Origin of the sequence: Sphingobium sp. PNB (genome assembly GCF_019873065.1) — a bacterium.
Taxonomy (GTDB): Bacteria; Pseudomonadota; Alphaproteobacteria; order Sphingomonadales; family Sphingomonadaceae; genus Sphingobium; species Sphingobium fuliginis.
In genome coordinates, this window is sequence record NZ_JAINEZ010000073.1 from 1 (window position 1) to 20,715 (window position 20,715).

The following is a 20,715-nucleotide window of genomic DNA, read 5'->3' on the forward strand; positions in this document are numbered from 1 at the left end:
GTCCCCTTCCGCCCGGGCCGGGGTGGCCACCCCGGCCCGGGCAATCCAGCATGACCCAAACGGACCGCAATGTCATAAGACAAGCGTTTTCCAAGCGGATAGGATCATGGGCTGCTCCAGATACGGGGGCCTTCCGCCCTCAAGGACGCTTCCAGCGCCCTGAGCATCGGCGCTTCCCGCAGCCCCGCCGCTCGCGCGCCATAGAGAAGTCCGACATTCCTCCGCTCACCGAAATCCTTGAGCGCGACCCGCGCCATGCCCGGCCAGCGGTAGCTTTCGGGCATGACCGTTATGCCCAGCCCCGCCGCGACCATCTGCATCACGCGCTCGTCATTGGTCGAGCGCAAGGCGAAATGCGGGCGGACGCCGCGATCGACGAAATAGCGGCTGGTGGCGGAGAGCGCCTCGCAATGGCGGCGCACGATCATCGTTTCGGAGGCGAGTTCTTCGGCAGCCACCACAGCTCTCCCGGCCAGCGGATGGCCGGCGGCCATGGCGATGCCATAGCCTTCCTCTATAACCGATTGCGTCAGGAAGCGGTCCGCGCCCGGCCTGATCAGGGTGAGCGCCACGTCGATCCGCTCCGCGTCCAGGCGCCCCAGCAATTCCCGTTCGCTGCCGGGGATGATCTCGATCCTGCCTTCCTTGGCCATGGCGCGCTCTGCAACGGCGCGGGCGACCAGCTCGCCTGCTATGCTCAGCAGCACGCCGATGCGCAGCACCGGGGCCTGCTCCGCCTTTGCCCCCGCCAGTTCCGCCAGGTTGAATTCGCGCTCGATCCGCCGGGCATGGGTCAGCAGGCGGGCTCCGGCTTCGGTCAGTTCGACCCGCTGGTTGCTGCGCAGGAAAAGCGGAGCGCCCACCGCCTGTTCCAGCTTGGAGATGCCCACGGACAAAGTCGGCTGCGACACCAGGCAGTGCGCGGCCGCGCGGGAGAAATTGCCATGGTCCACGACAGCCAGGAAATAGCGGAGCAAATAGCGTTCGATCATAGACAGAAACTATACACTATCCTGCGCCGTTTCAATTTTTCTTGGCGGTTGTTGAACGATAGGATGCGCGGCAAGGAGAGCTTGCCATGACTGATTTCGACTTCGTGCTGGGTGAAAATGCGGAGATGATCCGCGAGACGACCGCCCGTTTCGCCGCCGACCGCATCGCGCCTCTGGCCGCGGAAATCGACGCAAAGGATTGGTTCCCGCGCGACCTGTGGCCGGAAATGGGCGCGCTGGGCCTGCACGGCGTCACCGTGGAGGAAGCCGATGGCGGCCTTGGTCTCGGCTATCTGGAGCATGTGGTTGCACAGGAGGAGGTGGCGCGGGCTTCCGCCTCCATAGGCCTCAGCTATGGCGCGCACTCCAATCTCTGCGTCAACCAGATCCGCCGCTGGGCCACGCCGGAGCAGAAGGCGCGCTATCTGCCCAAGCTGATCTCCGGCGAGCATGTCGGATCGCTCGCCATGTCGGAGGCGGGGGCGGGGTCGGACGTCGTCTCGATGAAGCTGCGCGCGGAGAAGCGCGGCGACCGCTATGTCCTCAACGGCACCAAATTCTGGATCACCAACGCCACTTATGCCGACACGCTTGTCGTCTATGCCAAGACCGGCGAAGGGTCGCGCGGCATCACCGCCTTCCTGATAGAGAAGGATTTCAAGGGTTTCTCCATCGGGCAGAAGATCGACAAGGTCGGCATGCGCGGATCGCCCACCGCCGAACTGGTCTTCGACGATTGCGAAGTGCCGGAGGAAAACATCATGGGCCCGCTCAACGGCGGCGTCGGCGTGCTGATGTCGGGCCTCGACTATGAGCGGGCGGTGCTGTCGGGCATCCAGCTCGGCATCATGCAGGCCTGTCTCGACGTGGTGCTGCCCTATGTGCGGGAGCGCAAGCAGTTCGGCCAGCCCATCGGCGCCTTCCAGCTCATGCAGGCCAAGGTCGCGGACATGTATGTCGCGCTCAATTCGGCGCGGGCCTATGTCTATGCCGTGGCGCAGGCCTGCGACCGGGGCAGGACAACCCGCTTCGACGCGGCGGGCGCGATCCTGCTGGCCAGCGAGAATGCGATGAAGGTGTCGCTGGAGGCGGTGCAGGCGCTGGGCGGCGCGGGCTATACAAAGGATTGGCCGGTCGAGCGCTACATGCGCGACGCCAAGCTGCTGGACATCGGCGCGGGAACGAACGAAATCCGCCGCATGCTGATCGGCCGCGAACTGATCGGCGTGTGAATGTGCCCCTGCCGTCCAAACTGGGCTCCTGCCTCCGCAAGAGCGGGCAACTCTCTCATGACCGCCCCACGAACAGGAAGCCCACCGCCGCCATGATGCAGAGGAAAGCGGCCAGATGGCGCCAGTGCAGCGGCTCGCCCAGCACCGTCACCATGAATCCGCCGAAGATCAGCAGCGCAATGGCCTCCTGCGCGATCTTGAGCTGGCCCGCGCTCCACCCATGGGCAAAGCCGATGCGGTTGGCGGGCACGGCGAAGCAATATTCGACGAAGGCGATGCCCCAACTGATCAGGATGACCGCGAAAAGGGGCTTATTCATCCCGCCTTTCAGGTGCCAATACCAGGCGGTGGTCATGAACAGGTTGGATATGGTGAGGAGCAGGATGGTAGGCATGGATGACCCCGGATATGCAACCGCAGGGCAGGGGAGCGCAAGAGCATGAGTGCGCCTGTTCTCGATACGAAGCTCTCGGCGGAGAGTGATGCTTTCCGCGCCAACGCCGCGCACAACCGGTCACTGCGCGACGAACTGCACGCGAAGGTCGCGCAGGCGGCGCTCGGCGGCAGCGAGGGGGCGCGGGCCAAGCATGTCGCGCGCGGCAAGCTGCTCCCCCGCGAGCGGGTGGAGCGCTTGCTCGATCCGGGCAGTCCGTTTCTGGAGATCGGCCAGCTCACCGCCAATGACATGTATCATGGCGAGGTGCCCGGCGCGGGCATGATCGCGGGGATCGGCCGGGTGTCGGGACGGCAGGTGATGATCGCCTGCAACGACGCCACGGTGAAGGGCGGCACCTATTATCCTTTGACCGTGAAGAAGCATCTGCGCGCGCAGGAAATCGCGATGGAGAACCGGCTCCCCTGCGTCTATCTGGTCGACAGCGGCGGCGCGAACCTGCCTAACCAGGCGGATGTCTTCCCGGATCGCGAGCATTTCGGCCGCATCTTCTACAATCAGGCGCAGATGTCGGCGCGGGGCATTCCGCAGATCGCCTGCGTCATGGGAAGCTGCACGGCGGGGGGCGCCTATGTGCCCGCCATGTCGGACGAAACGGTGATCGTGCGCAATCAGGGCACGATCTTCCTTGCCGGGCCGCCGCTGGTGCAGGCGGCGACGGGCGAGGTCATCTCAGCCGAAGATCTGGGCGGCGCGGAGGTGCATGGCCGCCGATCCGGCGTGGTCGATCATGTCGCGGAGAATGACGAACATGCGCTGACCCTCGTGCGGGACATTGTCTCGACGCTGCAACCGGCGCGGCGACAAGACCTCAATCTGCGCGAACCAAAAGCGCCGAAATATGATCCGGAGGAGCTGTACGGCATCATCCCGCAGGATGTCCGCGCCCCCTATGATGTGCGCGAAGTGATCGCCCGCATCGTCGACGGTTCGGAATTTCACGAGTTCAAGGCGCTGTACGGCACCACGCTGGTCTGCGGTTTCGCCCATATCTGGGGGATGCCGGTCGCGATCCTCGCAAACAACGGCGTGCTGTTCAGCGAGAGCGCGCAGAAGGGCGCGCATTTCATCGAACTGGCCTGTCAGCGGCGCATTCCGCTGCTGTTCCTCCAGAATATTTCCGGCTTCATGGTCGGCGGCAAATATGAGGCGGAGGGAATCGCCAAGCATGGCGCGAAGCTGGTGACGGCGGTGGCGACGGCCAGCGTGCCCAAGATCACCGTGCTGATCGGCGGCAGCTTCGGCGCCGGCAATTACGGCATGTGCGGCCGGGCCTATTCGCCGCGCTTCCTCTTCACCTGGCCCAACAGCCGCATTTCCGTGATGGGTGGGGAACAGGCGGCGAGCGTGCTGGCGACCGTCCACCGCGACGCCGCCAAATGGACGCCGGAAGAAGCCGAAGCCTTCAAGGCGCCGATCCGCCAGAAATATGAGGATGAAGGCAACCCCTATCACGCCACTGCGCGGCTGTGGGACGATGGGGTGATCGACCCCGCCCAGACCCGCGACGTGCTGGGTCTGGCATTCGCCGCCACGCTCAACGCTCCAGTCGAGGAGGCACCCCGCTTCGGGGTGTTCCGCATGTGATCCAGTCCCTGCTCATTGCCAATCGCGGCGAAATCGCCTGCCGCATCATCCGCACCGCGCGCCGCCTGGGTATCCGTACTGTTGCGGTCTATTCCGACGCGGACGCGAACAGCCTGCATGTTCGGCAGGCGGATCAGGCCGTGCATATCGGCGCGTCGCCTGCGCGCGAATCCTATCTGGTCGGGGAGCGGATCATTGCCGCAGCCAAGGCGAGCGGGGCGGAGGCGATCCACCCCGGCTATGGCTTCCTGTCGGAAAATGCTGCCTTTGCGCAGGCAGTGATCGACGCGGGCCTCATCTGGGTCGGGCCGAACCCGTCCAGCATCACCGCCATGGGACTCAAGGACGCCGCCAAGAAGCTGATGGCCGAGGCGGGCGTGCCGGTCACGCCCGGCTATCTCGGCGAGGACCAGAGCGTCGAGCGCCTGCAATCCGAAGCCGACGCCATCGGCTATCCCGTGCTGATCAAGGCGGTCGCGGGTGGCGGCGGCAAGGGCATGAGGCGCGTCGATGCGGCGGCGGACTTTGCCGATGCGCTGCTGTCCTGCCAGCGGGAGGCCGCGTCCAGTTTCGGCAATGATCAGGTGCTGATCGAGAAATATATCCTCTCGCCCCGCCATATCGAGGTGCAGGTGTTCGGGGATTCTCATGGCAATGTCGTCCACCTGTTCGAACGCGACTGCTCGCTCCAGCGCCGCCACCAGAAGGTGATCGAGGAAGCGCCCGCGCCCGGCATGGATGAGGCAACGCGCGAGGCGATCTGTGGCGCGGCGGTGCGCGCGGCGCAGGCGGTCGACTATGTCGGCGCCGGAACGATCGAGTTCATCGCCGACGCCAGTGAAGGCCTGCGCGCCGACCGCATCTGGTTCATGGAAATGAACACCCGGCTTCAGGTCGAGCATCCGGTGACGGAGGAGATCACCGGCGTCGATCTGGTCGAATGGCAACTCCGCGTAGCGAGCGGCGAACCGCTGCCGAAAAAGCAGGAGGAACTGTCGATCAACGGCCACGCCATGGAGGCCCGCCTCTATGCCGAAGACCCTGCCAAGGGTTTCCTGCCCAGCCCCGGCAAGATCGACCGGCTGCTGTTCGACCACGGCGCCCGCGTGGAAACGGGCGTGGAGGAAGGCGATACCGTCAGTTCCTTCTACGACCCGATGATCGCCAAGGTCATCTGCCATGGCGAAGATCGGGAAGCGGCCCGCCAGGATCTCCTGCGTTGGCTGGACAGCAGCTTCGTCGGGCCGCTGCACACCAACAAACCGTTTTTGCACGCTTGCCTCTCCATGGAAGATTTCGCGGCGGGCTGTCTCGACACCGGCCTGATCGAGCGGCAGGGAGAGGCGCTGACAAGGACCGATGGCCCCTCGGACCGAGTCCTTGCGGCGGCGGGCGAGCGATTCCGCAGCGACTGGCTCGCCCGGAGCGATTGGGACGATCGGTCCTTTCGCGACGGCTTGTTCGGTTTCCGCCTCAACGGACAGTCGAAGACCAAAGTCGACCTGTTCGTGGACAGCCGCCATGTCGTAGTGGAAGCGCAGTCGGACGATCTGCGCACCGGTCTCTGCTCCGACATGGAGCGCGACGGCACGATCATCGTCACCGAAGCCGGGCAAAGCTGGTTCTTCAGCCAGACCCCGCCCGTCAAGGCAGGCGGCGGTGCCGCATCCGACGGCGCGATCCTCTCCCCCATGCCGGGCCGCATCATCGCCGTCGCCGTGACGCAGGGCGACAAGGTCGCCAAGGGCCAGAAGCTGGTCACGCTGGAGGCGATGAAGATGGAGCACAGCCTGACAGCGCCCTTCGACGGCGTAGTGGCGGAACTGGACGCGTCCGAAGGCGGCCAGGTCAGCGAAGGCGCGCTGCTGGTGCTGGTTGAGCGGGAGGAAGGCTGATGGCGGGCCGCTATTATGACGAATGGCGGATTGGCGACCGGATGACCCATGACATCCGCCGGACGGTGACGGAAACCGATAATCTCCTCTTCTCGACCATGACCCACAACCCCCAGCCGCTGCATCTGGATGCCGAAGCCGCGAAAGCATCGGAGTTCGGCCAGATCCTCGTCAACGGCACTTTCACCTTCGCGCTGATGGTGGGCCTGTCGGTGGGCGACACGACGCTGGGCACGCTGGTCGCCAATCTGGGCTATGACAAATTGGTCATGCCCAAGCCGGTCTTCATCGGCGACACGATGCGGGCGGACAGCGAAGTGACGGACCTCAAGGAAAGCCGTTCCCGCCCCGAAGCGGGGATCGTGACATTCACCCATCGGCTCTATAACCAGCGGGACGAAATCGTCTGCCAATGCCTGCGCATGGCGCTGCTGAAGAAGAGGCCCGCATGAAGCTCCGTTCGCTGCTTTTCGTACCCGCCGACCGCCCCGAACGCTTCGCCAAGGCGGCGGCCAGCGGCGCCGACGCCATCATCCTGGATCTGGAGGATTCGGTCGCCCCGGAACGCAAGGCCTTTGGGCGGGAGGCGATTGCGGAATGGCTGGCCTCGCCCCGCGACTGCGTGGCCTTCGTCCGGGTGAACCCGCTGGACGGCGATCACACCCGCGCCGATCTGGCGGCCGTGCTGCCCGCTGCGCCGGACGGGATCATGCTGCCCAAGGCGGAAGGCGCGGCCAGCATCCAGGCGCTGATCGCCCTGGCGGACGGCGCGAATGTGCCGCCGATCCTGCCCATCGCGACCGAAACGCCCGCCGCCATCTTCGAACTGGGCACGTTCCGGCAGGTGCGCGACAGGCTCGCTGGCCTGACCTGGGGGGCGGAGGATCTGCCCGCCTCGGTCGGCGCCTCGACCTCCCGCGAGGAGGACGGCCGCTACACCGCGCCCTTCGAACTGGCGCGCAGCCTCACGCTGTTCGCCGCCCATGCAGCAGGCGTGCCAGCCATCGACACGGTCTTCCCCCGGATCGAGGCGATGGACGATCTCAAGGCCTATATAGGAAGGGCGCGTCGCGATGGCTTCACCGGCATGATGGCGATCCATCCGGTACAGGTCGCCGCCATCAATGATGGCTTTACCCCCAGCGAGACCGAAATCGCCCGGGCGAGGGCGGTGATCGAGGCCTTCGCCGCCAATCCGGGTGCAGGGGTGCTGAAACTGGACGGCAAGATGATCGACCGTCCGCATCTGGTCCAGGCGCAGCGGGTGCTGGCCGCCGCCGAATGAAGAAGGGGCCCGGCCGGCGGCCGGACCCTCCCATTTTTACCGGTAACGGCCCTTTTCGAAGGTCGAGCCGCTTGCGCCGCTGAACCTGTCGCTCGCATCGTCATCCTGCGATCCGAACAGGGCCTGTTGCTCCCGCTCGGTGCGCCATGCGGTCTGCGCCTGTTCCGCCGTCTTTTCCAGCGTCACCTTCTGCGCGTCCACCGACCTGATCCAGGATGACGGGATCGAATGATGCACGCCGCCGGATTCCTGATCGCTCTTGGTCAGGATGATGCGGTCGCCGCGCAGCTTGTCGACCGTACCGACATGCTCGCCGTCGCTGCCGACGACTTCCATATGCTCGCGGACCTGCTGGACCGCCTGGCGCTGCTCGCCGCGGCGGTTCCGCCAACTGCCGAACTCATTGTTGAAGCGTTCGCGATTCTCCCGCTGATATTCGGCATAGTCGCGGTCCAGCTCGTCGATCCGTTGCTGACGCCAGGCATAGTAATTGGCGTCGTGATGCTCGCCATAATCATGGTTGGGGCCATAGGCGCGCACGCGATAGCCATGGTCCTCGCTGCCGAAGCCGCTGCGTTCGCCGGCAAAGGGCGCATAGCCGCGATTGGGCAGGTAACGCGCCGAATTGGAGGCAGAGGCATAGCCGATCCGGCTGCTCTGGTCCCGCGGATCGCCATAGGGCCGGTTGTAATAATCGTCATATTCGCGGCGACGCTCCGCCTCTTCGTCACCGAACCAGCTCCGGATCTCGTCGCCCGCGCGGTCGAAGAAGCCCCGTTCTTCCGGATCATAATCTTCGGGCGGGCGCCGGTTGCCCGATCCGCCATATCCCGATCCCGATCCGCCGAACTGGCCGCGCGTGCCATATCGATAGCTGCGGTCGTCCCGCCAGTCGCGCCGCGCACGGTAACGGTCGGAATCGCGGTCCCAGTCCGTCCAGTTACGATCGCCGTCACCATAGCGACGTCCGCCTTGGTAACCCATTGTCCGTCTCCTTGTCTGCTTTTTGCACGACGTCCTTTCGGGAGCGTCGTCACCGCACCAATGAGCATGCGGCCGCATCGTTCCGGGCGTTACGCAGGAGTAACGTTCCGCCTTGGCCCCGACAGAGCGGCTGCGCTGCGCGGTTCCGGGGCTGTTCGCGGCCGTCGCATTTTGCGCAAAAAGACCGTTGCATGGGCGCAATCGCTCGCTTATAGGCAGCGCTCCTTTACGGGGCCGTAGCTCAGCTGGGAGAGCGCGTCGTTCGCAATGACGAGGTCAGGGGTTCGATCCCCCTCGGCTCCACCAATCCCTTCCGGGATTGACCGGAAGGGACTTTACCGCCGGCGATTTCGATGCCTATGGCGGTTTCATGACAGATATGCTTTCCGAAGGCCGCGCCGCTGCGACGGTGGTCATCCTGCGCGACCGCCCGGATGCCGCCGCGGAAATCCTGATGATGGAACGGGCGTCCAGCATGGCCTTCGCCGCGGGCGCGCTGGTCTTTCCCGGTGGCGCGGTGGATGCGGGCGATCATGCTCTTGCAGCGAAGATCTCTGGTAGCCTGCCTCTGGACGAGGCGGCGGCGCGGATCGCCGCCATTCGGGAGACGCTGGAGGAAAGCGGTCTCGCCATTGCCTTCACATCGCCGCTGGCGGCCGATCGGATCGCGACCATGCGGCAGGCGCTGGGGGCAGGGGCCGGGCTTGGCGACATCCTCAGCGATCATGGGCTGGAAATCGCGCTGGATCGGCTGCTGCCCTTTGCCCGCTGGCACCCTGCGCGCCTGGAGCAGGCGCAGCGGGTGTTCGATACCCGCTTCTACATCGCTGAGGCGCCGGAAGGACAGGCCGCGAGCGTCGATGCCACCGAAAATGTGCAACTGTTCTGGAGCAGCGCAGCGGAAACGCTGGCCCGATGCGACCGGGGCGAGGGGCAGATCATCTTTCCGACGCGGCGCAATCTGGAGCGGCTCGCCCAATTCGGCCGCTTCGATGATCTGGCGGCGCATGCCCTGTCGATCCCGGTTGAGAAGGTGACGCCCTGGTTCGAGGAGAGAAATGGGGAACCGCATCTCTGTATTCCCGATCATCTCGGTTATCCGGTGACGTCGGAACCAATGGGGACGGTCCGGCGTGCTTGAGGCATGCGCCGAATCCACCTCTTCCTGCGCCGCCTTGTCCATGTCGCGGCGGTTCTGAGCCTTTGCCTGATCGGCTATGCCTATGTCAGCCGCCGGCCCCAGAATATCCCCTGGACTCGACTTGATCTATCCCAGCCGATCGGTCTCTTCACCGGCCGCAAGCTTGCCTCGCTGACCGGCCGTCCTGCCGAGTGCCGCGCCCTGCTGGATCGGGCGGGCGTTGCCTATTCCCGCATGAAGCCGGGGGGCGAGGGCCAGTGCGCCTATGCCGACGCCGTGCGGCTGACTCCGGTCAAGGACGCCATCGCATGGGAACCGGCGGCGGTCGCGCCATCCTGTCCGGTTGCGGCGGCGCTCAAGCTCTGGGAATGGCAGGTGGTCCAGCCCGCCGCCCAGCGTCACTTCGGCCGCGCGGTTCGGAAGGTCACGCATTTCGGCGCTTATAGCTGCCGCCGTCTCTATGGACGCAGCGCAGGGGATTTCAGCGAGCATGCCACGGCCGACGCCATTGATGTGGCCGGTTTCATCCTGACGGACGGACACCGGATCGGCATTGCGGCAGACTGGAAGGGAGGGGGAAAGGACGCGGATTTTCTGCATGAGGTTCGTGACGGCGCCTGCGGGTTGTTTTCGACCGTCCTTTCGCCCGACTATAATGCCGCACATCGCGATCATCTGCATCTCGATCAGGCGGAACGCGGCGCCTGGGGCGGGCGGGCCTGCCGATGAGGGCCTAGAGCCAATCGACATTCAGATGATGACGAGCCGAAAATGGTGGTTTTCCATGACCCGGAGCGCAGCCTACTCAAAGTAGGTGAGCACCGGAAGCACGGAAAAGCGTCATTTGCAGGCCGTCAGGGCTGAATGTCGATCGGCTCTAGCCCAATATCGCCCTCGAACAGGGAGCATGAAGGGTCTATGATCCATGCGCCTGTCAGACAGGGGAGGACATCATGCCGCAATTCGTGATCGAACGGGACATGCCCGGCGTCGGCCAATTATCGGGCGAGCAGCTCAAGGGCGCGTCGCAGGGCTCCTGCAATGTGCTGCGCCAGCTGGGCCCGGATATTCAATGGGTTCACAGCTATGTCACCGATGACAAGATCTATTGCGTCTATCGTGCGCCCAGCGAGGAATTGATCCGCCGGCATGCGGACATGGCGGGATTTCCGGCCAACAGCATCGCCCAGATACGCGCGACGATCGATCCGACGACAGCGGACTGAATTTGTTCGGGGCGACGGGGTGCGCTGCGAGGCGCGGATGCTCTTTGACGGCAGCGGGCGATGGCAGAATTATCGCCAAGCTTCGAAGACCTATTGCCGCAGTCTTTCGATCGCCTGCGCCAGCGCGACATAGAGCTTGCCCATGTCCGATGAAAGGATCGCAACGCCCAGCGCATTGCCGTCGCGGGCCGACAGGATGATCCGCAGCATCGATTCGAAATCGTGGATGTAGCGGTTCACATGCTCCTGAAATTCAGGATCATTGTCGTAATGCAGGGCGATTTCGCGGGATTCGCCCGCGTCCAGCAGCTTGACCGCGCGGCGGGTGAAGACGCCGCGATCGCCCTTCAGATAGGCTGACCAGGCCGAGTCGGTGACATCGTTGGAGAGTATCTTCGATACGTCGATCGCCGTGCTGTTGAGCGATTCGATGATCAGCGCCGACCGTCGGGCGAAATGGTCGCGGTCGCGGTCTTCGGCGGCGCGCTCCGCTTCCTCAATCCGCGCTTCCACGCTGGCGCTGGTGTCCGCGATGGTCAGGAGCTGGCGGGTCAGGCGGTCGGATGCCTGATGCGCGGCCTTCACCGCTTCCTCCGCCACCCTGGCGACCATTTCGATCTGGGCCGTGACCTTTTCGTCGATGGCGCGCTGCATCGCCTGCTCGCTGGCGTCGGCAAGCGCCTCCGCCGCTTCGGGAATGGCGCGGCTGAGCGCCTGGCGGGCGCGTTCGGCCGCCTGATCGGCGGTATCCTTGACGCGGAGCAGGGCGGTGACGAGCAGCGGTCCCGCGCCTTCGGTGATGCGCGTCGCGTCCTGATGCGCGTTGTCGAGCGCGCTGCGCAGCTTCTCCACCAGTTCGCGATTGGCATCGACGCCGCTTTGCGTGCTTTCCAGCCATTCGGTCAGGCGGCGTCCCTGGCCGCGCAGCAATTCCTCGGCCTCCTGCGTGCGCCCGAGCAACGCCTCCGAAATGGCCTCCAGCCGTTCGATCTCCGGCGCGGCGCTGTCGAGCAGGGTGCGGCTGGTCTCGATCCGGCCGTTGAAGCGCTGGAGCGCGGCAGGAAAGGTTTCGTCGAGTTCGCGCACGCTGGAATCAAGCGCGACCATCAGCGTTTCCGCACTGCCGATCAGCTTTTCGGCGGTCAGGCCGCCAGCCCCCAGGGCGGCATCGATGCGCTGCGTTTCGGCGGTCAGGCGCGACAGCGCTTCGGTCAACCGCTCATTGCGGGCGAGGGCTGACTGTTCCATCGCCGCAAAGCGCGACTGCGCGGAATCGACCGCATCGTCCAGGCTGCTTTGCAGGCCCGATACGAGCGTGCGCTGGCCTTCGACCAGATCGTTGATCTGGTGCAGGCGGTTTTCGATCTCGCCCACATGATCCGCTATACTGGTGACGGTCTCATCCCCGATGGCGGCGATGCTGTCGCGCGACCGGGCGATGAGCGCCTCCAGCGCCGCGCCATGGCGGGCGATGCCGTCGTCGGTCAGCCTGATGCCTTCATGGGTCTGCGCAATCGCCGCTTCCACCCGCCGGCGCAGTTCGGCCTCCACGGTTTCGGCGTCGCGCGCCAGGGTGGAGAGGGCGGATTGGCTGGTGGCGGCAATGCCGGCCTGCGCACCCTCGATCAGCGCCTTGAGCGACGCGGCCTGCGCGGTCAGATTGGCGTCGACCGCCGCCATGGTTTCCTGCGCGCGCCCATGGGTGGTTTCCAGACGGTGCAGCACGTCGATCTCGACGCGGTTCAATTCCTGCGTCAGCAGGGCGATGACCGACTGGGTGGTCTCTGCTATTTCCGACTTGGTGCGATCGGTAAGGCCGGTCAGCACGATCGACTTCTGCTCGATGTCGAGCCAGCTCTCCTCCATCGCCTTGCGCGCGCTCAGGGTCGTCGCCTCGATCCGGCCCGAAGCGACATCGGCCATGCCGGTCACTTCCTGCGTGGCCGAGCGCGTGGCTTCCTGAAGCTCGATAAGCTGGCTCGAAAGGCTCTTAGTTGCCGAAAGCGTGCGGCTGCGGGCATCGTCCGACAACTCGCCCAATGCATGCAGCCGAGCCTCCAACATGTCGATGCGTTCCGACAGCGCGTGGCCATTGTCGATGATCTGCGCGGACATGCGCGTCGCGCGATCCTCCAGCTCCGGGATGGAGGCGACCAGCGCTTCCATCCGCTGGACGAGCGCCAACCCGGCGCGTTCGGCGGACTCGGCGCGTTCGGCGGTGCTGTTGGCGCGGCTTGCGATCAGTTCGGCCGACGCCTCCATATTGCTGCTGGCGGCGGCGCCATAGCTGTCGAGCAGTTCCGCCTGATCCTGCATGCTCTGGCGTGCGGTTTCCAACTGGCCGGCGATTCGGGCGACGCGCAGCTCCAGCAGTTCCGCCTCGGTCCTGAGCGCGCGGGCGGTGTCGAGATAGCGGCGGGCTTCGCTGCGGCTGTTCCGCAGCAGCAGCAGATAACAGACGCCGAGCAGGATGAGCGGGACCAGGATGGTCGCGACCAGCCCCGGCCACGCCGCGGGCCCGGCGCGCCATTGTCCGGAGGACAGCGTCGCCCAACCGGCAAAGCCGATCCAGCCAAGGCCGGCGGTGGGGAATGCCCATGTCGCGGCGCGCATCCCATGCTCGCCGCTTTCCGCAGGCACGCCCTCATCCTCCAGGTCAAGAACGGCCTGTTTCAAAAGCAAGGCGTCGTCTGCCTGCGCCGTATCATCGGTCGCTGCGTCCTTGTCCCGCCAGAATTCGACGATTGTGCTGCCCCCATTCATGCGTCCTATCCTAGCAGCTTTTGCGCGCACGAAAATGCCCTGTTACCAAAACTTAACGCAAGCCAGATAGCGTTGACCCCATGTCCTATGATCCAGGCGCCCTGAATGCCGCTCTTGCCGCCGCTGTCGGTGACGACAGACCGTTGATCGAGGATCTGCGCGTCGCCTTCATGGAAAGCGCGGAGCGTCACGTCGATCTGCTGGGGCGGTCGCGATGCGATGCGAACTGGCAGCTTGCCGCCTGGCGGCTGAAGGGGCTGGCGGCCAGTTTCGGCCTCACCGGCCTGATGGCGATGGCCGATGAAGCGGCCGACGCGGCGCCGGGCGACCCACGCATATTGCGGCGCTTGCGTGCCGCGCTTGACGATCTTGCGCAGCGTTGAGGCGTGAGGCTGCTTGCGTGATTGCCTCCGCCTTGTAACAAGGTGGGCTGAACAACGATCGGGTCGGTTTCAACACGCATGACTTTTGCGGCTATTCTCAGCGCGAGCCGGGCCGGCGGCGATTCGGCCGGGTCGCTGCGCGCCAGCCTGCATTTCGCCGGGCAGACGCTGGTCGAATATCAGGCGCGGCAGGCGGTGCGCGCGGGCGCCGACCGGGTGATGATCCTGGTCAGCGTCATCACGCCCGCCTTGTCGCAGGCCGTCGACCGGCTGTCGGCGGACGGCATCGCCGTCGCGCTGGTCCGCGACATGGTGTCGATGGTGCGCGATGCGCCCCGCGACGCGGACACGCTGCTCGTCGCGGACGGGGCGATCATCGGACAGGGTTATTTCGAGGCGATGGCCGCTCAGCAGGGCGATGCGCTGCTGGTGGCGGACGACAGCCGGGCCAGCGCGCCGTTCGAACGGATCGATGCCGGACAGCGCTGGGCCGGCCTGGTCCGGGTCAGTCCGGACCTGCTGTTCAATACGCTCGACATGATCGGGGACTGGGATCTGGCGCTGACCCTGGTGCGGGGCGCTGTTCAGGCCGGCGCACGCCGGATCACCGTGCCGCAGGACGACCTGATGGAAGGGCGCGTCGCGCTGGTGGAGACGCAGGAGCAGGCGGACCTGGCCGCTCAGGCGGTACTTTCCGGCGGGCCGCGGCTTCGGCGCGTCAGGGGCGCGGCCGAACAATATCTGCTGGGCCCGGCCGCCCGGTTGATCAGCCCGGCGCTGATGCGCATGCAGGTTCCGGCGCTGCAGGTGCGGATCGCCGCCATGGCGCTGGGTGCGATTGCGCTGGTGCCGATCGAACTGCTGTGGACAGGGACGGGCTTCTGCCTGCTGCTGCTGTCGCTGTTGCTGGCGGAAACCGCGGATCGGCTGGACGAGATGGCGCTGCGGCCGTTGCCCATGGGCTGGATGGCCTTTATCGCGCCGGCCTTCGCGCTTGGCGGGATCGCGCTCGCGGGCGGAGGAACGACGGCGGCCTATCTGGCGCTGATGCTGGCGATCATCCAGATGGCGGATCGCTGGCAGAAAACCGGGCCGTTGCGGCCGTGGATGATCTTCACGCCCGCCAGCGCGCTCATTCCCCTGCTGCTGGCGTCGCTGGCCGGGGCGCTGGGGCCGATGTTCGACCTGACGACGCTGTGCGCCATCGGGTCGCTTGGAACGATGATCCTGCTCCGCCGGAATTGAGCGATTTTGCTCGTTACGGTTTAGTGCATTTTAACGACGTGCCATTATGCTGGCCGGCATGAGCGCCTTTTCGTCCCTGATCGGACCGACCCGGGCGGACTGCTGGCCGATGGCGCAAGTCATGGCGGGCATGTCCGCCGTGCCTGTCGGCCATGCCATTGATCTGGCGTTTTTCTTTCCGGACGACGGGCGGGAGCGGCACGACGCTCTGGTGGCGGAGACCCGGCGGCATCTTGGCGGATGCCTGACCGCAATGGAGATCGGATTGCGTCTGGCGCTGGAGGATAGGCCGGAAATCGCGGCGGCGTTGGCGCAATGGCCGCAACCCGTTTGCTGGCCGACGCTGCGCGCGCAGCCGACCCTGTTGGGGCCGGCGCTGCTCGCCCATATGCAGATGCGGGGCGGGATCAGCCTGATGCTGCGCCAGTTCGGCAGGCCCGATGGCGGTTCGGGCAGCGAATCGGAGGCGGAGTCGCTCTTTCCCGCCGACGATCCCGCCTTGGGCGAAGCGCTTGCCGCGCTGATGCTGGCGGAAGGGCGCTGGCTGATGACCGCGGCGGAGGATCAGCCGATGCAGCCCGATCTGCCGGCGGGCTTCTTTGCGGAACTGCTGTGGACGGCGGCCGCCTGCCTGGCCGCGATCGTCCAGCGGAGCGGCCTGATCGAAGCGGAAGCGGTGGTGCCGCTGGTCGAAGCCGCGGCGCAACGCCAACTGATCCGGCATGACGAGGCGCAAGGGCCCATCGCGGCGGCGGACAGGCTGGTCCGTCAATTGGGCGAGTGCGCCGATGCGCCCGAATTGATGGCCGCCGCGTTGCAGCACAGGCATTTCCTGCTGTTCGCCGCGCTCGCCGGGCGCCGGTTGCGGATGGAGAGCGCGCAGGTCGCGGACATCCTGGTCATGGGTCCGGTGGGGCAGGTTGCCGCTCTATGCCGGGCGCTCGGGGGATCGGACAGCGACTACCGGCAATTGTTGCTGGCATTGCGGCCGGTGCGGCCTTCCTTGTCCGATGCGACCATCGTCGGGGAAGCCATGCGCTATCAGGAATTGAGCGTAACGCAGGCTGACGCGACGGTGGGCGCCCTGCGCGCGCCTGCCGCGCTGCGGGCCAAGCTGGATCATCTGCGGCGGATCGCCGGTTGATGAACATGCCCGCGCATCCCGCCATCATCCGGGCGACGGTTGCTGCGGATGGCCGGCTGCTGAGTGCGGACGCACCCGTGCTGGCCCTTCAGCAGGAGGCGGGCGGCGATCTCGGCAGCGCGCTGGCGGTCCCGCAATTGGCGGCGATGGCGCGGCTGGCGGCGCATCTGGGCATTGCCCTGTCCCGCCCGGTCGTGGCCGCGGCGGAGCGTGGTGACATCGACATGTGGGTGCGCGCCAAGCCCGAGGCCGAACGGGTGCAGCTTTCCATCATCGACTGGCATGAGCGGCAGGCGGTTGCGGCGCCGCTGGATCTGGCGCGGCGAGAGACCGACATCGCTGCCCTGTCCGACGGCTGGACGTGGCAGATCGACACCCAGTTGCGCTTCCAGATGGTGCATGAGGGGTTGGGCGGCGAGGGCGCATTGCCATCCGCCCCGCCTTTGCCGGGCAGCCGCTTCACGAGCTATTTCGAATTGCGCCCGGATGCCGAAGGCGACCTGGCGATCCTGCGCGGCTTCGCGCAGCGGCGCGCCTTTCGCGATCAGGTGGCGGGATTGACGAGCGATCCGGCGCAGCGCTTCATGCTGTCGGGCTTTCCGATGTTCGATCTCGCGGGCCAGTTGGTGGGTTATCGCGGCAAGGCTTTGCCCGTCGACCGCGCGGTGACGGCGCCGCTCGCCACGCCGGAACCGCTGCCATTCTATCCCGCCGAGTTCGGGAAGAGGCTGGACCGATCTTTGCGACGGCCTTTGGGACGGATCATCGCCAATGCGGATTCGATCGGCGCGCAACTGGAGGGGCCGTTGCGGCCGGACTATCTGGGCTATGCCAGCGACATTTCGGCGGCGGGGCGTCATCTGATGGCGCTGATCGACGATCTGGCGGACCTGCAGGCGATCGACCGGCCGGATTTCAGCGTGACCGCGGAAGAGATCGATCTGGCCGATGTCGGGCGGCGGGCCGCCGGGCTGTTCCTCGTAAAGGCGCAGGATCGGGGGATCAGCATCCTCGCCCCTGCGCTGACGGTCGCGGAGCCGGCCATCGGTGAATTTCGCCGCGCCTTGCAGATCCTGATGAACCTTGTAGGCAACGCCGTGCGCTATGCGCCCGAAGGGTCTGCCGTTCGGATAGAGACAGGGCGGTCCGACGGCGAGGCCTGGATCGCGGTGCTGGACCAGGGCGATGGCATAGCCGCTGACAGCAGGGAACGCATCTTCGACAAGTTCGAGCGACTGGGCCGCAGCGACGCGGGCGGCAGCGGCCTTGGCCTCTACATTTCGCGGCGTCTGGCGCGCGCCATGGGCGGCGACATCCGTATCGACGACGCGCCCGAAGGCGGCGCACGGTTCACGCTGCTGCTGCCGGCTTTGGGCGTATAGCGGACATCGATATTCGGTCTGGGCAAACCGTGCACCCGCCAAGGAGGAGCACGGATCAGACGGGGCAATGATCCCTTGAAGCCGGGACCGGGTTCCCGCCTGTGCGGGAGCATGGGGTACTCCCTGTCAGCAACCGGCCAACTCCCCGCCAAAATAAAAGCGGCGTCCAAACGGACGCCGCTTCCGTGCCTTATTGCCAGTGCAGACTAGCGCTTGTCGACGGGGACATAATCGCGCTGCGCCGGGCCGGTGTAGAGCTGGCGCGGACGGCCGATCTTCTGCGCAGGGTCGGAGATCATTTCGTTCCACTGGGCGACCCAGCCGACGGTGCGGGCAAGGGCGAAGAGCACGGTGAACATCTCGGTCGGGAAACCGATGGCCGAGAGGATCACGCCCGAATAGAAGTCGACATTCGGATAGAGCTTCTTTTCGATGAAATAAGGATCGTGAAGCGCGATCTGCTCCAGTTCCTTCGCCACGTCGAAGATCGGATCGTCGACGCCAAGCTTCGCCAGGACGTCCTTCGCGGTCTTCTGCATCACGGTCGCGCGCGGATCGTAATTCTTGTAGACGCGATGGCCGAAGCCCATCAGGCGGAACGGATCGTCCTTGTTCTTGGCGCGGGCGATATATTCCGGGATGCGGTCGACGGTGCCGATTTCGCGCAGCATGTTGAGCGCGGCTTCGTTGGCGCCGCCATGCGCCGGACCCCAGAGGCAGGCGATGCCCGCCGCGATGCACGCGAAGGGGTTGGCGCCGGACGAACCCGCCAGACGCACGGTCGATGTCGACGCGTTCTGTTCATGGTCGGCATGCAGCGTGAAGATCTTGTCCATCGCGTCGACGACGACCGGATCGATGACATATTCCTCCGCCGGGACCGAGAAGGTCATGTTCAGGAAGTTGGCGGTGTAGCTGAGGTCGTTGCGCGGATAGACGAAGGGCTGGCCCACCGAATATTTATACGCCATCGCCGCGATCGTCGGCATCTTGGCGATCAGGCGGTGGCTGGCGATCTTGCGCTGTTCCGGATCGTTGATGTCGGTGGAGTCGTGATAGAAGGCCGAGAGCGCGCCGACCACGCCGCACATGATCGCCATCGGGTGGGCATCGCGGCGGAAACCGCGGTAGAAGGTGGTGAGCTGCTCATGCACCATGGTGTGGCGCGTGATGGTGCGCGTGAAATCCTCCAGTTCCTTCTTCGAGGGCAGTTCGCCGTTGAGGAGGAGGTAGGACACTTCCATGAAGCTCGACTGTTCGGCAAGCTGGTCGATCGGATAGCCGCGATGCAGCAGCACACCGGCGTCGCCGTCGATATAGGTCAGGCCCGAATCGCAGCTCGCGGTCGAAGTGAAGCCGGGGTCGTAGGTAAACATGCCGGTGTTGGCGTAGAGCTTGCGAACGTCGATGACCTGCGGTCCGACCGTGCCGTTCAGAATGGCATAGTCTTTCGCGTTGCCGTCGACGCTCAAAGTGGCATTGTTATCCGACATGGTATTCTCCTGATACTTCAATTGGCCGATGCGTGCCTCACAGCGGCCAATCGTTCCAAGCTCTCCGTCTTCCCCAGAAGGAAAAGGACGTCGAAAATTCCCGGCGAAACCGTGCGACCGGTCAGCGCCGCGCGCAAAGGCTGCGCGACCTTTCCAAGCCCGAGGCCGGCATCCTCTGCCACGCGGCGAATGGCTTCTTCGATCGCTTCGACCGTCCAGGACTGGACGGGTGCAAGAGCGTCGGCTGTCTGTCCCAGCAGCGCGCGTGCGGAATCGTCTAGCAGAGCAAGCGCCTTCTCGTCAAAATCGAGCGGGCAATTTTTGAACAAGAATTCGGCGCCCTCCGCAATTTCGTTAAGCGTCCTGGCGCGCGGCTTGAGCGACGGCATGGCCTCTGCAAGCCGCTTCTCGCCATCCTCTGGCAGGTCGATGTTCAACCTTGCCGCAACCTTTGGCGCGACCAGCGCGGCAAGGCGCGCGTCATCCGCCTCGCGCAGATAATGGCCGTTAAGATTCTCCAGCTTCTTGATGTCGAAGCGAGAGGGCGAGCGGCCGACACCTGAAATATCAAAGAGTTCCACCGCACGCTCGCGGGAAATGATCTCCTCATCGCCATGGCCCCAGCCGAGTCGCAGCAGATAGTTGAAGACCGCTTCGGGCAGCATGCCCAACTCGTCGCGATAGGCATCGACGCCAAGCGCGCCGTGCCGCTTGGACAGCTTCGCGCCGTCGGCTCCGTGGATCAGCGGGATATGGGCGTAGATGGGCTCTTCCCAATTCATCGCCTTTATGATGCCTAGCTGGCGGAACGCATTGTTGAGATGGTCGTCGCCGCGAATGACATGGGTGACGCCCATGTCATGGTCGTCGACCACCACCGCCAGCATATAGGTGGGCGTGCCGTCCGAACGCAGCAGGATCATGTCGTCCAGCTCCGCATTCTGGACGACGACGCGGCCCTGCACGGCGTCCTCGATCGCCGTCTCGCCTTCGCGCGGCGCTTTCAGGCGGATGACGAAGGGCGCGCCTTCCGGGGCTTCGGAAGGATCGCGGTCCCGCCACCGCCCGTCATAGCGCATCGGCTGCTTGGCGGCGCGCTGCCGCTCGCGCAGTTCCGCCAGTTCCTCGGGTGTCGCATAGCAGCGATAGGCATGGCCGGAGGCGAGCATCTGGTTCGCCACTTCGGCATGGCGCGGCGTGCGCTCGAACTGGAAGACCGCCGGTTCGTCGCCGCCCAGCCCCAGCCATTCCAGCCCGTCGAAGATCGCGGCGACCGCTTCCTCGGTGGAGCGGGCCCGGTCGGTGTCCTCGATCCGCAGCAGGAACTTGCCGCCGTGATGACGTGCGAACAGCCAGTTGAATAGCGCGGTGCGCGCGCCGCCGATGTGAAGAAAACCGGTAGGCGACGGCGCAAAACGGGTTACTACCTGCTTGTTCGAACCTGTAGCACTCACCGTTTCATTCCCTGCCATTCGCCCGGATACCACCCGACCCATCCATGATCGCGAC

The 20,715-nt window shown here is 65.4% G+C and carries 18 protein-coding genes and 1 tRNA gene; 13 read left to right on the forward strand and 6 right to left on the reverse strand.

The genetic code is table 11. The features are described from left to right. Positions 1–104: 104 nt before the first annotated feature. Positions 105–992: a LysR family transcriptional regulator gene (locus K7W03_RS20200; protein ID WP_222887153.1), complete on the reverse strand. Its 888-nt coding sequence runs from the start codon at positions 990–992 to the stop codon at positions 105–107. An 86-nt stretch (positions 993–1,078) separates the two neighbouring features. On the opposite strand from K7W03_RS20200, the gene K7W03_RS20205 reads away from it, so the two are divergent. Continuing rightward, positions 1,079–2,224: an isovaleryl-CoA dehydrogenase gene (locus tag K7W03_RS20205; RefSeq protein ID WP_222887154.1), complete on the forward strand. Its 1,146-nt coding sequence runs from the start codon at positions 1,079–1,081 to the stop codon at positions 2,222–2,224. Positions 2,225–2,279: 55 nt separating this feature from the next. Here the strand turns inward: K7W03_RS20205 and K7W03_RS20210 are convergent, their stop codons facing one another. Further along, the gene (locus tag K7W03_RS20210) at positions 2,280–2,618 is read right to left on the reverse strand and encodes a DMT family protein (RefSeq protein WP_025549293.1); all 339 of its coding nucleotides are present in this window, start codon (positions 2,616–2,618) and stop codon (positions 2,280–2,282) included. Between the two features lie 45 nt (positions 2,619–2,663). On the opposite strand from K7W03_RS20210, the gene K7W03_RS20215 reads away from it, so the two are divergent. Genes K7W03_RS20215 through K7W03_RS20230 form a run of 4 tightly spaced genes read left to right on the forward strand, consistent with a single transcriptional unit; the run spans position 2,664 to position 7,445 of the window. After that, positions 2,664–4,265 carry a carboxyl transferase domain-containing protein gene (locus tag K7W03_RS20215; protein WP_222887155.1) on the forward strand — a complete coding sequence of 534 codons (1,602 nt, stop codon included), beginning with the start codon at positions 2,664–2,666 and terminating at the stop codon, positions 4,263–4,265. Continuing rightward, positions 4,262–6,160, forward strand: coding sequence for an acetyl/propionyl/methylcrotonyl-CoA carboxylase subunit alpha (locus K7W03_RS20220; protein ID WP_222887156.1), 1,899 nt, complete (start codon positions 4,262–4,264; stop codon positions 6,158–6,160). The genes K7W03_RS20215 and K7W03_RS20220 overlap by 4 nt, the downstream gene beginning before the upstream one ends. Further along, the gene (locus K7W03_RS20225) at positions 6,160–6,612 is read left to right on the forward strand and encodes a MaoC family dehydratase (protein ID WP_044661813.1); all 453 of its coding nucleotides are present in this window, start codon (positions 6,160–6,162) and stop codon (positions 6,610–6,612) included. The genes K7W03_RS20220 and K7W03_RS20225 overlap by 1 nt, the downstream gene beginning before the upstream one ends. Further along, entirely contained in the window at positions 6,609–7,445 is an 837-nt protein-coding gene (locus K7W03_RS20230; RefSeq protein WP_222887157.1) for an HpcH/HpaI aldolase/citrate lyase family protein, read from the forward strand. Before K7W03_RS20225 ends, K7W03_RS20230 begins: the two co-directional genes overlap by 4 nt. A gap of 36 nt (positions 7,446–7,481) precedes the next feature. Here K7W03_RS20230 and K7W03_RS20235 read toward each other — a convergent pair whose 3' ends face one another. Continuing rightward, on the reverse strand, positions 7,482–8,429 hold the full coding sequence (locus K7W03_RS20235) for a DUF2171 domain-containing protein (protein ID WP_044661815.1): 948 nt from the start codon (positions 8,427–8,429) through the stop codon (positions 7,482–7,484). Positions 8,430–8,659: 230 nt separating this feature from the next. On the opposite strand from K7W03_RS20235, the gene K7W03_RS20240 reads away from it, so the two are divergent. The 4 genes from K7W03_RS20240 to K7W03_RS20255 all read left to right on the forward strand — a co-directional run bounded on the left by K7W03_RS20240 (position 8,660) and on the right by K7W03_RS20255 (position 10,796). Beyond that, a tRNA-Ala gene (locus K7W03_RS20240) sits at positions 8,660–8,735 on the forward strand. Positions 8,736–8,808: 73 nt separating this feature from the next. Next, on the forward strand, positions 8,809–9,570 hold the full coding sequence (locus tag K7W03_RS20245; protein WP_222887168.1) for an NUDIX domain-containing protein: 762 nt from the start codon (positions 8,809–8,811) through the stop codon (positions 9,568–9,570). Between the two features lie 3 nt (positions 9,571–9,573). After that, positions 9,574–10,299, forward strand: a complete 726-nt coding sequence (locus K7W03_RS20250) for an extensin family protein (RefSeq protein ID WP_222887158.1) — start codon at positions 9,574–9,576, stop codon at positions 10,297–10,299. Between the two features lie 224 nt (positions 10,300–10,523). After that, entirely contained in the window at positions 10,524–10,796 is a 273-nt protein-coding gene (locus tag K7W03_RS20255) for a DUF4242 domain-containing protein (RefSeq protein ID WP_025549276.1), read from the forward strand. Between the two features lie 90 nt (positions 10,797–10,886). On the opposite strand, the gene K7W03_RS20260 is transcribed toward K7W03_RS20255, so the two are convergent. After that, complete coding sequence (locus K7W03_RS20260; RefSeq protein ID WP_222887159.1) at positions 10,887–13,559, reverse strand: hypothetical protein; 2,673 nt, start codon at positions 13,557–13,559, stop codon at positions 10,887–10,889. 80 nt (positions 13,560–13,639) lie between these two features. On the opposite strand from K7W03_RS20260, the gene K7W03_RS20265 reads away from it, so the two are divergent. From K7W03_RS20265 to K7W03_RS20280, 4 genes are all read left to right on the forward strand, one after another. Further along, positions 13,640–13,942 carry an Hpt domain-containing protein gene (locus tag K7W03_RS20265; RefSeq protein WP_222887160.1) on the forward strand — a complete coding sequence of 101 codons (303 nt, stop codon included), beginning with the start codon at positions 13,640–13,642 and terminating at the stop codon, positions 13,940–13,942. A gap of 78 nt (positions 13,943–14,020) precedes the next feature. Continuing rightward, a complete protein-coding gene (locus K7W03_RS20270) occupies positions 14,021–15,187 on the forward strand; it encodes a hypothetical protein (protein WP_044661818.1) in 1,167 nt (388 codons plus the stop codon). Positions 15,188–15,233: 46 nt separating this feature from the next. Beyond that, a complete protein-coding gene (locus tag K7W03_RS20275) occupies positions 15,234–16,331 on the forward strand; it encodes a DUF2336 domain-containing protein (RefSeq protein ID WP_222887161.1) in 1,098 nt (365 codons plus the stop codon). Beyond that, a complete protein-coding gene (locus K7W03_RS20280; protein WP_222887162.1) occupies positions 16,331–17,713 on the forward strand; it encodes a sensor histidine kinase in 1,383 nt (460 codons plus the stop codon). Before K7W03_RS20275 ends, K7W03_RS20280 begins: the two co-directional genes overlap by 1 nt. 206 nt (positions 17,714–17,919) lie before the next feature. Here K7W03_RS20280 and K7W03_RS20285 read toward each other — a convergent pair whose 3' ends face one another. Beyond that, positions 17,920–19,206 (reverse strand): citrate synthase, encoded by a 1,287-nt coding sequence (locus K7W03_RS20285; protein WP_025549270.1) that lies wholly within the window; start codon positions 19,204–19,206, stop codon positions 17,920–17,922. Positions 19,207–19,223: 17 nt separating this feature from the next. Next, entirely contained in the window at positions 19,224–20,678 is a 1,455-nt protein-coding gene (gene gltX, locus K7W03_RS20290; RefSeq protein ID WP_222887163.1) for a glutamate--tRNA ligase, read from the reverse strand. Between the last annotated feature and the right edge of the window lie 37 nt (positions 20,679–20,715).